Annotated in this window: 15 protein-coding genes; 2 read left to right on the top strand and 13 right to left on the bottom strand. The window is 41.0% G+C overall.

Annotated features, from left to right (window positions below; translation table 11 throughout):
• Positions 1-74: 74 nt before the first annotated feature.
• The 9 genes from WN50_RS18330 to WN50_RS18290 form a co-directional block, all read right to left on the bottom strand.
• Positions 75-947, bottom strand: a complete 873-nt coding sequence (locus tag WN50_RS18330; protein ID WP_046280917.1) for an alpha/beta fold hydrolase — start codon at positions 945-947, stop codon at positions 75-77.
• Positions 948-1,068: 121 nt separating this feature from the next.
• The gene (locus WN50_RS18325; protein WP_082172488.1) at positions 1,069-1,494 is read right to left on the bottom strand and encodes a GNAT family N-acetyltransferase; all 426 of its coding nucleotides are present in this window, start codon (positions 1,492-1,494) and stop codon (positions 1,069-1,071) included.
• The gene (locus tag WN50_RS18320; protein ID WP_046280918.1) at positions 1,491-1,736 is read right to left on the bottom strand and encodes a hypothetical protein; all 246 of its coding nucleotides are present in this window, start codon (positions 1,734-1,736) and stop codon (positions 1,491-1,493) included. Before WN50_RS18320 ends, WN50_RS18325 begins: the two co-directional genes overlap by 4 nt.
• Positions 1,737-2,202: 466 nt before the next feature.
• Positions 2,203-3,159: an ROK family protein gene (locus WN50_RS18315; RefSeq protein ID WP_049560144.1), complete on the bottom strand. Its 957-nt coding sequence runs from the start codon at positions 3,157-3,159 to the stop codon at positions 2,203-2,205.
• Positions 3,160-3,199: 40 nt separating this feature from the next.
• Positions 3,200-4,675 carry a glycogen synthase GlgA gene (glgA, locus tag WN50_RS18310; protein WP_046280919.1) on the bottom strand — a complete coding sequence of 492 codons (1,476 nt, stop codon included), beginning with the start codon at positions 4,673-4,675 and terminating at the stop codon, positions 3,200-3,202.
• Between the two features lie 559 nt (positions 4,676-5,234).
• Positions 5,235-6,302, bottom strand: a complete 1,068-nt coding sequence (locus tag WN50_RS18305) for a tocopherol cyclase family protein (RefSeq protein WP_046280920.1) — start codon at positions 6,300-6,302, stop codon at positions 5,235-5,237.
• A gap of 236 nt (positions 6,303-6,538) precedes the next feature.
• Complete coding sequence (locus tag WN50_RS36950) at positions 6,539-6,667, bottom strand: hypothetical protein (protein WP_281062894.1); 129 nt, start codon at positions 6,665-6,667, stop codon at positions 6,539-6,541.
• Positions 6,664-6,885, bottom strand: a complete 222-nt coding sequence (locus WN50_RS18295) for an addiction module protein (RefSeq protein ID WP_046280921.1) — start codon at positions 6,883-6,885, stop codon at positions 6,664-6,666. The genes WN50_RS36950 and WN50_RS18295 overlap by 4 nt, the downstream gene beginning before the upstream one ends.
• 162 nt (positions 6,886-7,047) lie before the next feature.
• Positions 7,048-7,290, bottom strand: coding sequence for a hypothetical protein (locus WN50_RS18290; RefSeq protein ID WP_046280922.1), 243 nt, complete (start codon positions 7,288-7,290; stop codon positions 7,048-7,050).
• A gap of 4 nt (positions 7,291-7,294) precedes the next feature.
• On the opposite strand from WN50_RS18290, the gene WN50_RS18285 reads away from it, so the two are divergent.
• Entirely contained in the window at positions 7,295-7,651 is a 357-nt protein-coding gene (locus tag WN50_RS18285; protein WP_046280923.1) for a hypothetical protein, read from the top strand.
• A 99-nt stretch (positions 7,652-7,750) separates the two neighbouring features.
• A complete protein-coding gene (locus tag WN50_RS18280; RefSeq protein ID WP_046280924.1) occupies positions 7,751-9,175 on the top strand; it encodes a hypothetical protein in 1,425 nt (474 codons plus the stop codon).
• A 138-nt stretch (positions 9,176-9,313) separates the two neighbouring features.
• On the opposite strand, the gene WN50_RS18275 is transcribed toward WN50_RS18280, so the two are convergent.
• The 4 genes from WN50_RS18275 to alaS all read right to left on the bottom strand — a co-directional run.
• Positions 9,314-9,517 (bottom strand): hypothetical protein, encoded by a 204-nt coding sequence (locus WN50_RS18275; protein WP_200906312.1) that lies wholly within the window; start codon positions 9,515-9,517, stop codon positions 9,314-9,316.
• A 32-nt stretch (positions 9,518-9,549) separates the two neighbouring features.
• Positions 9,550-9,768 (bottom strand): DUF2283 domain-containing protein, encoded by a 219-nt coding sequence (locus WN50_RS18270; protein WP_046280926.1) that lies wholly within the window; start codon positions 9,766-9,768, stop codon positions 9,550-9,552.
• Positions 9,753-10,064 (bottom strand): DUF4258 domain-containing protein, encoded by a 312-nt coding sequence (locus WN50_RS18265; protein WP_046280927.1) that lies wholly within the window; start codon positions 10,062-10,064, stop codon positions 9,753-9,755. Before WN50_RS18265 ends, WN50_RS18270 begins: the two co-directional genes overlap by 16 nt.
• Before the next feature lie 42 nt (positions 10,065-10,106).
• On the bottom strand, positions 10,107-11,642 hold a 1,536-nt coding region (gene alaS, locus WN50_RS18260; RefSeq protein ID WP_049560142.1), incomplete at its 5' end, for an alanine--tRNA ligase.

The following is an 11,642-nucleotide window of genomic DNA, read 5'->3' as shown; positions in this document are numbered from 1 at the left end:
ATTTCCCCGAAATTCTACTTAAAAACTCAGCAATTTTTCAAGCACCCTTTTAAAAATCGACTCAAATATTCAGCCTAATCACTCAAAAACTCTCGCATATATTGATTCACTAATTCAGGACGTTCTTGTTGTACCCAATGGCTACAGTTAGGAATATAACGAATCCGAAAATTCTGTACATATTCTTCTGTTCCGTAGGTTAATTCTTTACCTAAAGCTGCATCATTTTCTCCCCAAATCATCAAGGTCGGAACCGTTAATAAACCCCATTGTGGTCGCTCTTGGGGATTGAAAAAGGCGGGAAAAACATTGCGATAATAGTTGATCATCGCGGTTAACGCACCTCGTTTAGCGGCTGCATTTTTGTACATTTCTAAGTCATTAGAAGTAAAAGCACTTTTGTCAATTGCCATGTTAACAAAAGCAGAAGAAATCGCTCGATAATCATCGGATTGTAACAACAACTCAGGTAAAATAGGGAGTTGAAAGAAAAAGATATACCAGCTTTTTTGTAACTGATCAATCGTCCATAAACCCTGAGCAAACTTCGCCGGATGGGGCAAATTCATCACGATTAATTTATCAACCATTTCCGGATAAGTATAGGCAACATTCCAAGCGATCGCCCCACCCCAATCGTGAGCCACTAAGGTACAATGATCATATCCTAAGCCTATAATTACCCCTCGAATATCTTGGATCAATTCTTTCATGCTATAAGCAGATAAATCTTTGGGTTTATCACTGTCGTTGTAGCCACGTAGATCTAAAGCAACAACTTTATAATCTTGGGAAAATTCGGGAATTTGATGGCGCCACGAATACCAAAACTCAGGAAACCCATGCAACATGAGCATCAATGGCCCGTTACCTTGGGTAACATAATGCAGGGTTACACCATTTGTAGTGATGTATTCACTCGTCCAAGTTCCTTTTAAAACAGACATAGAAACCTCCTATCAATTGGAAATTCTCAGAAAAAGTACGGGAGAGCCTTGCAGTTGATTAACTCTAATATTAAAGGTATAGCGGGTTTTATTCAATCCCTGATCTGAAATAAAAACACGGTTATATTTCTTTGACCATCAAAACACTTTCATAATTTTTGAAGTCGAGGAATGATGAGCGTTTAAGAGTTCCTACAAGGTAAAACCCTTGCTTTTCATGGAATAGTATTGAACGATGATTGAAAATAGGTTTGGAAACAATAAAGGTTGAAAAGAACGAATTGGGAAAGCTTTCATACAGGGATTTATACATAAATTGAGCAACACCTTTACTCTGATGGTTGGGGTGAGTGGCGACGATTTTAATATAAAGATGTCTATCACTCAATATTTTATTCTGACAAGAATCGTCTTTCCAAATAATTTGATTAAAAAATTCATTGCTGATTTTTGGTTTTGATAACGCTAAAAATCCGAAAATTTCATCGCTAATATTAGCAGAAATCAGGAGACAGGAGACAGGAGACAGAATTGAAACCTTTATCATAAAAGGATTTGACAGAAAAACAGTGTCCTAATCAACTCTTTCTCTGCTATATTAGCAGCCACAAAATATCGAGTCTGATTATTGATATTTTCTATAATCTCTTCTTCTGTGGTTTTAGCCAAAAGGAAGCCATGACAATTTGAGGCATTCTGTTCTCTAACATTAGAGTTATGAATACCCATAATTTCTTGCCAATCTTGAGGAGTGGCTTCTCGAAAATTTAAGGGGTTGATCTGCGTCATTGATTGATAACTTGCCTAATAGTAGTACACCCGTGATAACATTAAGCAAGACTCAAGCGATCGCAATTTAGTCCATTCATTCCTTCTCAGAGGATTTGCTAGAATCAGTATTGGGTTGATCCTCACACTGAGGGCAAATATAGGGTTCTAGCTTTCTCACATATTCCGCTTTTTTCTTTTTTGTTGAGGATGAACTTTTGATGGATACGTGTGACAGCAGCATGGTTTCTCCTTAGATTGGTTTAAATCTGAACTCAAGGCTTATCTGTCTACTTCAATATTAAGCGATTGATCAGGGTTCCTACAAGTGTACAAATACGGAGTTTCTGTGATTTTCCTAGAAAAAATAACAAGTTCTGGAATAATTTGATTAAAATTTAATCAGATATAAATTAGCAGAAATTGATGAAGTTTTATATCGTTTAATGTTCTAATATGAAAAAAGGCAAGCAATGGGGTGATACTGTTAACTGTCAAAGGCTGTTTCAGCCAATGCAACGGCACCCCAAAGAGGCGCTTCATCCCCTAACTGGGCGGAAACTATGTCAAAATCAATTTCAGGTAACGCGGTTTGGCGAGAAATTTGCCGAACTTGCTGCCAAAATAAATCCCCTGCTTTCGTGACGCCACCGCCTAATATAAACCGTTGAGGATTGATAAAATTTGCTGCATTGCCAATTCCCACACCAATCGCCCATCCTGCTAATTTAATCGCGTTTTGGCAGAGTTCATCGCCATTATTCGCGGCTTGACTCACCATTTCTGCTGTAATATTATCAAGTTGATGACTCACTAAATTGCGGAGAATTTCGCCTTGTTGGGGCTGTTCATTTAAGCTTTGACGAATTTGTTGGGCAATATATGGCCCGGACGCCAATCTTTCCACACAACCGCGTTTTCCACACAAACATAATGGCCCGTCTGGTTGTACGACGGTATGACCAATTTCCCCCGCCATTCCCTGAAAACCTTGCCAAAGACGACCATTGAGTATCCAACCGCCTCCGACACCTGTACTGACAGTAATGTAAAATAAACTTTCACAGCCTTGTCCGGCGCCGAATTTGTATTCTCCCAAAGCCGCAACATTGGCATCATTATCGACTCGAACCGGGGCGTTATATTCTGCTTCTAAAATCTCACGTAGAGGCAGATTTTCCCATCCTGAAACATGATGAGATAAACGAACAATTCCCGTTTTTGCATCAACAGGCCCGCCAAAACTGACGCCAATGGCTAGGGGTTTTTCATCGCCTAATAACTCCCAAATCAGCGATCGCATGATTTCTAAATCAGTCGTGGCAGTGGGTGTATTTCCAGACAGTTGACGGCGGGTATTGTGCCATTGTCGTTGACCAGAAATCAGAGTAGCCGCAGCTAATTTTGTACCGCCAAAGTCGAGGGCAAGAATTTTATTCGTCATTTTTCTTCACCCCCGAATTTAACGATAAAATCATCCGTTTCTATCTATGGCGAATATAGTCATAAATCCCGACATAATCTTGGCCGGGATTATGCCAAGAATAATCATACTCCATGCCTTGTAGGGCGAGCTGACGGAAGTCTTTCGGGTAATGATGCCATAAACCAATTGCCCGATCCATCGCTGATTCTAAGGCCTGATTATCGGTTTGGTAGAAAACATAACCATTGCGTTTTTCTTCGGGTTTATTTTCATCATAATCTCGGTCAAATACGGTACTGACTAACCCTCCCACACCTCGAACAATTGGCACGGTTCCGTATCTCATGCCGATCATTTGAGTTAACCCGCAAGGTTCATAGTTACTAGGGACAATAATCATATCAGCCCCTGCATAAATCAGGTGTGAAAGTTCTTCGTTAAAGCCGATTTCTAAGTGACAATCTGGGTTACTATTAAGGAAGTTCTTTTCATGCCAGAACCAATCGTTAATTCCTCGTTCTGTTGCCGAACCTAATAGCACAAATTGAGCTTGTCGGTGTAGGGCGTAATACATGGCATGATGAACCAGATGAACTCCTTTTTGATCATCTAAGCGACCAATATAGGCGATAATCGGTTGATTGACATGACGCAACCAGAGTTTTTCTCGTAAAGCCTTTGAATTCTTGATTTTGGTATCGAAATCTTCAGGACTATAATTAAAGGGAATATAGTCATCCGTTTCGGGATTCCAGACATTATAATCAATGCCATTGAGAATACCGCTAAACTTGTGTTGGTGTTCATGCAATGTATGCCCTAAACCATAACCACAGTCACCTTGATGGGCTTCCCAAGCATGATGAGGTGAAACTGTTGTCACAAAATTGGAGTAAACAATGCCACCCTTCATAAAGTTAAGCGCGAAGGGATTGAAATTGTCTCGCAGACGACTATAATCAAAATAATAAGCTTCGTTATTGAGTCCTGTCGCCCAAAGAGCATCGATTCCGGCGATTCCTTGGTGTTTAAAATTATGAATGGTATAGCAAACTCGTTGATACTCCATGCCATGATATTTGTAAATCTCATAGAGCATCACGGGGATTAAGCCAGTTTGCCAGTCATGGCAGTGAATGACATCTGGGCGTTTATTCGTGCGGAGTAAAAACTCTAACGCTGCCTTACTAAAAAAGGCAAACCGCATATTGTCATCATCACAGCCATAATAACAGCCTCGGTTGAAGAAGTTATCCTCCGAACGAGGTTCAATAAAGAAGCATAACCGTCCGTGTACCCAACCGCAATAAACATCACAAACAATAGCGCCATCATACCAAGGCACCCATAAATCCCGATAGGCTTCGTGCAGTCCCCAGATGTGGTCATACCGCATACAGTCATATTTCGGTAGAATAATCTCTACGTTATGGCCCCGAATTTCTAACTCTCGGCTGAGTCCGTAAACCACATCGCCCAAGCCTCCGGCTTTAATTACGGGAGCGCATTCAGAGGCAATCTGTACGATGTACATTTCTTACTCCTCACTTACTCGCTTGATCGATCAACTCAATTGACAATTTTCACAAAAGTATACATTAATATCAGACCAACAACGAATACAAGAATTTTGATCGCGCCGAAGCTTAGGGTACTGGGTATTGGGTACTGGGAGATAAAGGTTTCAGAAACGTTTGAGTGAAACGTTGAAAGTTTGATCAAATAAGGTATTGTTACTTACGGGACTGGCCGGACTTGAACCGGCGACCTAGCGCTTCAGATTGGTGTGAGTTTCCCCACTCTCTGGACTCTTTCTTCACCATCAGCTAAAAAGCCTTTAGGCGGTGGCCGTTGAGTCTCTGCACCTTCTTTATCTTCATCTGAGATAAAGCTTGGCTCAAGATTACCTTATCCTAACAGAACTTAGGCTTCCTTGAGTTTGACCACATTCACACCTGAAGTTTCCTCTCAGGGTGCCCGAATATTCAGGAGGCGCTTGCTCTATCCATCTGAGCCACAGCCCCACGTTGGCTAACTCTATCTATGTTAACAAATGATCTCGCTATTTTCTGCCTAAGCGGGTGAAATTGCCTTTAATTCACCCAAGTGTCAGTCCAAGGATGACCCCCGACTTCTACGCCACAAACATCACTTTTAGCGAATAAAATCACCTGATTACCCTGTTTTAATTCTAACTGAATTTCAGCTTGCATGGTATCTCGACAAAAGAAAATTAATCCGTCTTGAGTCGGGGCGCGTAAGGGGGTTCCGGGTTCTTTTGTTGTGGCGGTTAAGGTGACTTGAAACAGTGAATTTTTGGCTTGTATTTTCCATTCTCCCCAGGGTTTAATTTGCCATGAAACTTGAGAATTCCAGGGAACAAATTCATAAAATTTTCCTCGATAATGAATCCCAATCATCCCAACAGATTCCATCCAGGTTAACACGCCCCGCCTTCCTCCGCCTGCGGTTAGGGCTAAATCGGGTTCGTTTTCAAAACAGTTACAATTGACCCAAAACCATTTTTGAGGAAACGCTCCGCCCCAATTTTTTTCACTATAAGCAGGTGCATTGTTAAACTCATAAAGAGTACCATTCCATTCGATCCAACCTGTTGCTAACCCATGCGCCATTAAGATTTGCCAACCGGGTTCAAAAATGGGGAGAAAAGATAACCATCCCGCCGTAGACTGTTGAGGTTGACCAACATTTCCCCAACCATAAATCGGTTGTGTTGAATATTCCCAACGACAGGTTTGTTGAGTTCCGGGATCATGTAAAATACCTTGATGCAAAGTCGTTGTAACTTGATACCCTTGTTGGATATGATGATTAAACAGTTGGGGTTCCAGATATCCTGGTGTTGAATTTAAGTCCGTTTTACCCCAGTGACCCAATTCTAACGCCTGGGGAGACGCCCAAAATGTTTGAACATCAGGAAAGGTGCGACAGAGATATCCATCATCAGGGCCTAAAATTTGCGCCCCTCCGCCACTATAAAGCTGTCCACCTATGGGATCTTCAATTGAATACATAAACGCAAAGGTTTGACGCGCTTCGGGTAGGGTGACGCGAAAGTACCAACCTTCAAAAAAACGATGTTGGCTACCATTCCAGTGATAGCCACTGTGGGGAGTTTGTAGGGGGTTTTGTTGAGACATACAGATGTTGGGAGGCTAACCGATATTAGTTTATCATTTTATGGTTCTTGGGTTGACTTTGAATGAAGTTAAAAGCGCTTTTGCCAGGTTTTAGGGTTGCGTTTTGTATGAAAGCAAGCGATAATAAAAATGGTATTATTGTTAATAAAATAAAATATTCCATAGGGAAATCTGCGAACAAGTATGCGACGAGTTTGCTTGTAAACTTGAGGATAAGCAAATGGATTTTCAGCAATTTAGGAAAAACAGTTATCAACTGCACGAATAAACTCTGAACCTAGTCCTTGACGGTGCTGTTCATACCAACAGTAAGCATCCTCAAAATCAAGTTCAGCTTCGGGCTGAATAATAATAGGATAACTCATTGACGGCTTTGAATTCGTTGTTTAACTTCTTCCCAACTTGAACCCGATGTGGGATTTTGTTGGTAAGCTTCTAGACGACAGTCGAGTTCTTGGCGTTGTGCGTCTGTTAATTCGGGTTCATCTCCTGTAGTCGCCAGGCTATCCCAAATAATTTCTATTAGTTCTAGTCGTTCTGAAACACTCAGTCTCAGGATTTCGTTGAGAAGTGAATTCGTCATCGTTTCCGGCTCGATCTATTTTTACTTAATTATGGCACAAAGGCATATTATTAACAGGGGGAGACGCTACGCGATCGCCAAGTTTGATGTTAGCAATATTCTATCATTACGGATAGGGAAGAAGGTTAAACAGAACGAGCAACGTCTATTAAAATATCAGTATCAATCAGTATTTTTGGCCTTTCCTGTCCAGTGTTGATGACGAATAGAACGAACCCAAGCGGTACTATCTTCGATATCCTGACGATCTTTCCACATCCCGACAAAAGGTTCCTCTTGCCAATTTTCTGAACGAAGTTCAGACGCTTGAAGCTTTGCCAGAAGTTTTTTATTAAGTAGATTTCGTTCTGGTTCGGAGAGAGAACTAATAATTTCTACCAATGAATTAACTAATTTTTCGTTCATAAAAATGGTTTTTATCAACTCTAGTTCTTATTATGCCACAGGTCAAGGCGATCGCCTCCGATCACTTCGTGAACGCATTTTTGCTAATATTAAACTTGTGAATGCACTCAATTTATTGAATCAACGCTTGAACGAACCCAACTGTCTCAAGCTGAATTTGCTGTGTTGTGTGGAATTCCTCTGCGAACCTATCAGCGTTGAATTTCTGGGGAGACGGAAGCGATCGCAAACTCCTCGTCAGTGGAAAGCGATGATACAGGTGTTGAAGATTCAATCTATCGAGGAAATTACCGATGATTTTGGGCCTGTTGATTTAACGGACAATTCAAGATTTTTTGTTATAAGTTATCGGACTTTTTAGACTTAAAGTAAACGATAACACTCCATATAAAACAATAGAATATACAAACACATGGAGTTGTGTTAACCTAATTGAAACAATGAAAATTAGGTTCTAAATATGGTAAGTACCTCTTCCGAAACCGTGTCTTCCTTAAACGGTCAGACTCCTCATCCTTCAAAACAAGAACCTGAAAAGGGTGAGTTTTCCAGAATTGAAATTACGGATAACCGAATCTCCATTTGTAATCTAGAAATATCCGATAAAGAAGCAGTAGACTATCTACAGCGTTTACCCCAAGAGGAATGGGAAAAAGCTTGTATTAAAGCATTTCAGATTGGGATTTTATGTCTGGAGAGGACTCAAACTACCCAAGACACAGAATTTGTTAAGCGTCAGATAGATACTCTGATTACACAAGTAGAGCAAGCGGTGAAGACAATACCTGAAGCAGTTGAGAAGCAATTAGACAGTAAAGTTGCAGAAGTAGAGAAAACAGTAGGTGAGATACCGGAAACAGTTCAAAAAGAACTCATTGGTAAAATGGGAACTGAGAATGGTCAGGTTTTAGCTCCTGTAAAACAACAAGTTCGTGAGGTATCAGAAGCAATTCACCGTCAACTTAAAGATGTTCAAGATTTGCTTTCACGAGAGATAGATCCATCAAGAAATACATCGACTCTTGGTAAAGCCTTGGAACAACTTAAAAATCTCTTAGATCCTGCACGCAAAGACTCTGTTCAAGGATCATTTACATCGGCTTTGCAACAGGTGACGACTAAAGATGGAATCTTGGCTGAAGTCGTTAAAAAGGTGGTTAAGGAAGCTGTTGATCCTTTGACTAAAGAAATGAAAGATTTAGCGTTAGAAGTTCGAGGAGAAGAGGGTAGAGAGGAAGCACGACAACAAACAACTTTGAAAGGTTTTACTTATGAAGAAGAAGTCTTGGAAAAGTTACAACAATGGGCAAGTGTTGCTGGAGCTGAAGTCCATTATGTCGGTGTTGACAACCAGGCTGGTGATTTCTTAGTTAAAATTACCTTAGACTCTCATGCAGCCACAGAGATATCAATAGTCATTGAGGCAAGAGATCGGGGATCGGCAGGATTTGGACGTAAAAGAATATCTGACCAACTTACTAAAGCAATGTCGTATCGTCAGGCTAATGCTGCTATATACTTGAGTCGTAACGAGACCGGGTTAGGAAAAGAAATTGGTGATTGGGCTGTGGGAGTATGTGAACATGGGAATTGGATTGCAACGACACATGAACACATGGTTACAGCAATTCGTTTTCTAATCGCTCGGAAACAATTAGAAGCTTTGCGTGCATCTAAACCGGACATAGATGCTAAAACAGTAGAAGCTCAAATCGAACAAATCCGAACCACATTAAAACGGATTACAAAAATAAAAACCTATTTAAAACATTTGAGAGATAACAGCAATTCAATTGAAGGAGAACTAGAGGATTTGAAGCGTGATATACGCAATGCTCTCGATTCAATTGATGATGAAATTCGTAAAGCTTCCTCTGTCAGTTAGAGTTAAAACACTTCTCACCCGGAATCAATTTCTGGGCTAATGTGAAAAGTAGATTAAGGTGGGCAATGCCCACCCTAACGAAATACTTCAACTCCTCAACTAACTTAGTAGCATTTCGTAATTCTTTCAAAGTAGTAATTAACTCTGCACTAACAGTTGATTAGTGGAAATATCTTCCTCTAGTTCATTCCATTCTTGAAAACCCGTTTCTGCTAGGTTCATTATAATCATGGTTTCTAGTCTTTCTTCTAAGTCTTCAAGCAAAACAATTTGCTCGGCAATAGGTAACTTGAGAATTAACTCTTGAACTTGTTTTAAAGTTGGGTAGGGTGTCATACTCATTCTAACGCCTCATTTAACTCACTCGCATTTCTTCAGCTTTTAACACTAGCAATTAACTCTGCAATTAACGGTTTATCAGCCGAAAGACGACTAACCGCTAACACAGAAAACCCCAACAAATTTCCATCTTGATCAACCCGTTCCATAATGGCATCATTATCTGTTTCTCTCATGTATCCGGGTTTATCCGAAAAAAGAACTTCTAAAAAATCCCCTTCTTTGTCGTACCAAATTTTTACGGTTGAGGCCATAACTGTTCTCCTTTTTTAACCTGATCTGTAAAATAAGCCGTTAAAACAAAAGCATCATTTTCAAGGTATTTCACAACAACACATAACCATTTATCTCCGACGAGAGTTCCTGTATAATAGCGGTAACTGATGAGAACGGTTTCATCTGTACGCGATCGCCTAACTTGTTCTGGGTTTTGCAGCGTGATTTCAATTTCATCCTCCATATTTACTAATTCAGGATGCTGCAAAATGTGAGTTAACCGTTCTTCTGTAAGTCTAACGGAACGACCCTGATAATCTGTTAATATCTTCATTCTATTTTAACTTTAAGGTGGGCATTGCCCACCAAACACAAACTACTTCAACCCCTCAACTAACTGAGTTTTTGCACTGTCTAACGCTTCTGCTAACTTACTCGCATCTCGTCCCCCTGCTTGGGCAAAGTTCGGACGCCCGCCACCGCCACCGCCGCAAATTTTGGCGATATTTCCGATGAATTTTCCGGCTTGTAAACCCTTATTATTCACCGTTTTTGAAAACGCAGCAACTAAACTGACTTTCCCTTCTTCCGGCGATGAACCTAATACAACCGCACTTTCTCCTAACTTTTGTTGTAACCGTTCCGCAGCCGTTTTTAACGAGTCTGCATCAACACCAGGAAGTTCCGCCACCAGTATTTTAACCTCACCAATTGTTTCTGCTTCTGCTAACAATTGATCGGATTTTGCGATCGCTAATTCCCCTTTAGCTGCATCTAATTGTTTCTGAGTTGCTTTTAACTCATTTTGCAAATTCGTGATCCGTTCCGGCAATTCTTCCGGCTTGGCTTTAAAGCGATCGCCCAACTCTTTCACCACATTATCCCGCACTTTCAGATAATCTAAAACCGACTGTCCCGCCACCGCTTCAATGCGACGAATACCCGATGCAATACCCGTCTCGGTGACTATTTTAAACAAGCCAATTTCCGCCGTATTATTCACATGAGTTCCGCCACATAATTCCATCGAAACTCCCACATAGTCAACCACCCGCACGACATCAGAATATTTCTCCCCAAACATCGCCGTTGCACCCTTGGCTTTTGCTTCTTCTAAAGGCATTTCTGCGACAATAGCGGGGTGTGCTTCTGCGATCCAACTATTCACCTGATCTTCGACTTGTTGAAGTTCTTCTGGCGTTAACTGACGGGGACAATTAAAATCAAACCGCAGGCGATCAAAGGATACCATTGAACCCGCTTGAGAAATAGTCGGATCAACAATTAATTTTAACGCCGCTTGTAATAGGTGAGTTGCGGTATGATTAGCTTGGGCGCGACGCCGACAAGCCCGATCAATTTGGGCATTTACTGTCATCCCAAGGGTTAATATTCCCCGTTCAACTTTGCCTAAATGAATGAAGATATTTGACTCTTTTTGAACATCTTCTACCCGCACCACTGTATCCCCAAAACTGAGAAAACCGCGATCGCCAATTTGTCCGCCCGACTCTGCATAAAAAGGCGTTTGATCGAGTACAATTTGCACCTTTGTTCCTGCTTCGGCAGACTCCACCGATTTTCCTTCAATTAATATCGCTTTTACCACCGCTTCAGAAACGGGTTCAGTGTGACCTAAAAACGCCGTTGGATGGATGGTTTCTGCGAGTTTATCCAAACTGCCTTGAATGGTTAAATCAATAGTTTCATGGGCATCTTTAGAGCGATTCCGTTGTTCTTCCATCTCGGTTTCAAACCCAGAAACATCCACCGTTAACCCATTTTCTTCGGCAATTTCTTGAGTTAATTCTAAGGGAAAACCATAAGTATCATACAAAACAAACGCATCTTTCCCCGATATCATCCCACCCCCCTTATTAAGGGGGGACTGAGGGGGGATTTCCTTATTAAT

It is taken from the genome of Limnoraphis robusta CS-951 (assembly GCF_000972705.2).
Note: the sequence above shows the minus strand (reverse complement) of the source record. Positions and strands in the feature narration are given on the sequence as shown.

Coding starts and splice junctions, on each gene's coding strand:
- WN50_RS18305 (WP_046280920.1), bottom strand. CDS start 6,302: ATGTCTCAACAAAACCCCCTACAAACTCCCCACAGTGGCTATCACTGG.
- WN50_RS18315 (WP_049560144.1), bottom strand. CDS start 3,159: ATGACGAATAAAATTCTTGCCCTCGACTTTGGCGGTACAAAATTAGCT.
- WN50_RS18270 (WP_046280926.1), bottom strand. CDS start 9,768: ATGGCCTCAACCGTAAAAATTTGGTACGACAAAGAAGGGGATTTTTTA.
- WN50_RS18330 (WP_046280917.1), bottom strand. CDS start 947: ATGTCTGTTTTAAAAGGAACTTGGACGAGTGAATACATCACTACAAAT.
- glgA (WP_046280919.1), bottom strand. CDS start 4,675: ATGTACATCGTACAGATTGCCTCTGAATGCGCTCCCGTAATTAAAGCC.
- WN50_RS18275 (WP_200906312.1), bottom strand. CDS start 9,517: ATGAGTATGACACCCTACCCAACTTTAAAACAAGTTCAAGAGTTAATT.
- WN50_RS18265 (WP_046280927.1), bottom strand. CDS start 10,064: ATGAAGATATTAACAGATTATCAGGGTCGTTCCGTTAGACTTACAGAA.
- WN50_RS18285 (WP_046280923.1), top strand. CDS start 7,295: ATGGTTTTTATCAACTCTAGTTCTTATTATGCCACAGGTCAAGGCGAT.
- WN50_RS18325 (WP_082172488.1), bottom strand. CDS start 1,494: ATGATAAAGGTTTCAATTCTGTCTCCTGTCTCCTGTCTCCTGATTTCT.
- WN50_RS18280 (WP_046280924.1), top strand. CDS start 7,751: ATGGTAAGTACCTCTTCCGAAACCGTGTCTTCCTTAAACGGTCAGACT.
- WN50_RS18320 (WP_046280918.1), bottom strand. CDS start 1,736: ATGACGCAGATCAACCCCTTAAATTTTCGAGAAGCCACTCCTCAAGAT.
- WN50_RS36950 (WP_281062894.1), bottom strand. CDS start 6,667: ATGAGTTATCCTATTATTATTCAGCCCGAAGCTGAACTTGATTTTGAG.
- WN50_RS18290 (WP_046280922.1), bottom strand. CDS start 7,290: ATGAACGAAAAATTAGTTAATTCATTGGTAGAAATTATTAGTTCTCTC.
- WN50_RS18295 (WP_046280921.1), bottom strand. CDS start 6,885: ATGACGAATTCACTTCTCAACGAAATCCTGAGACTGAGTGTTTCAGAA.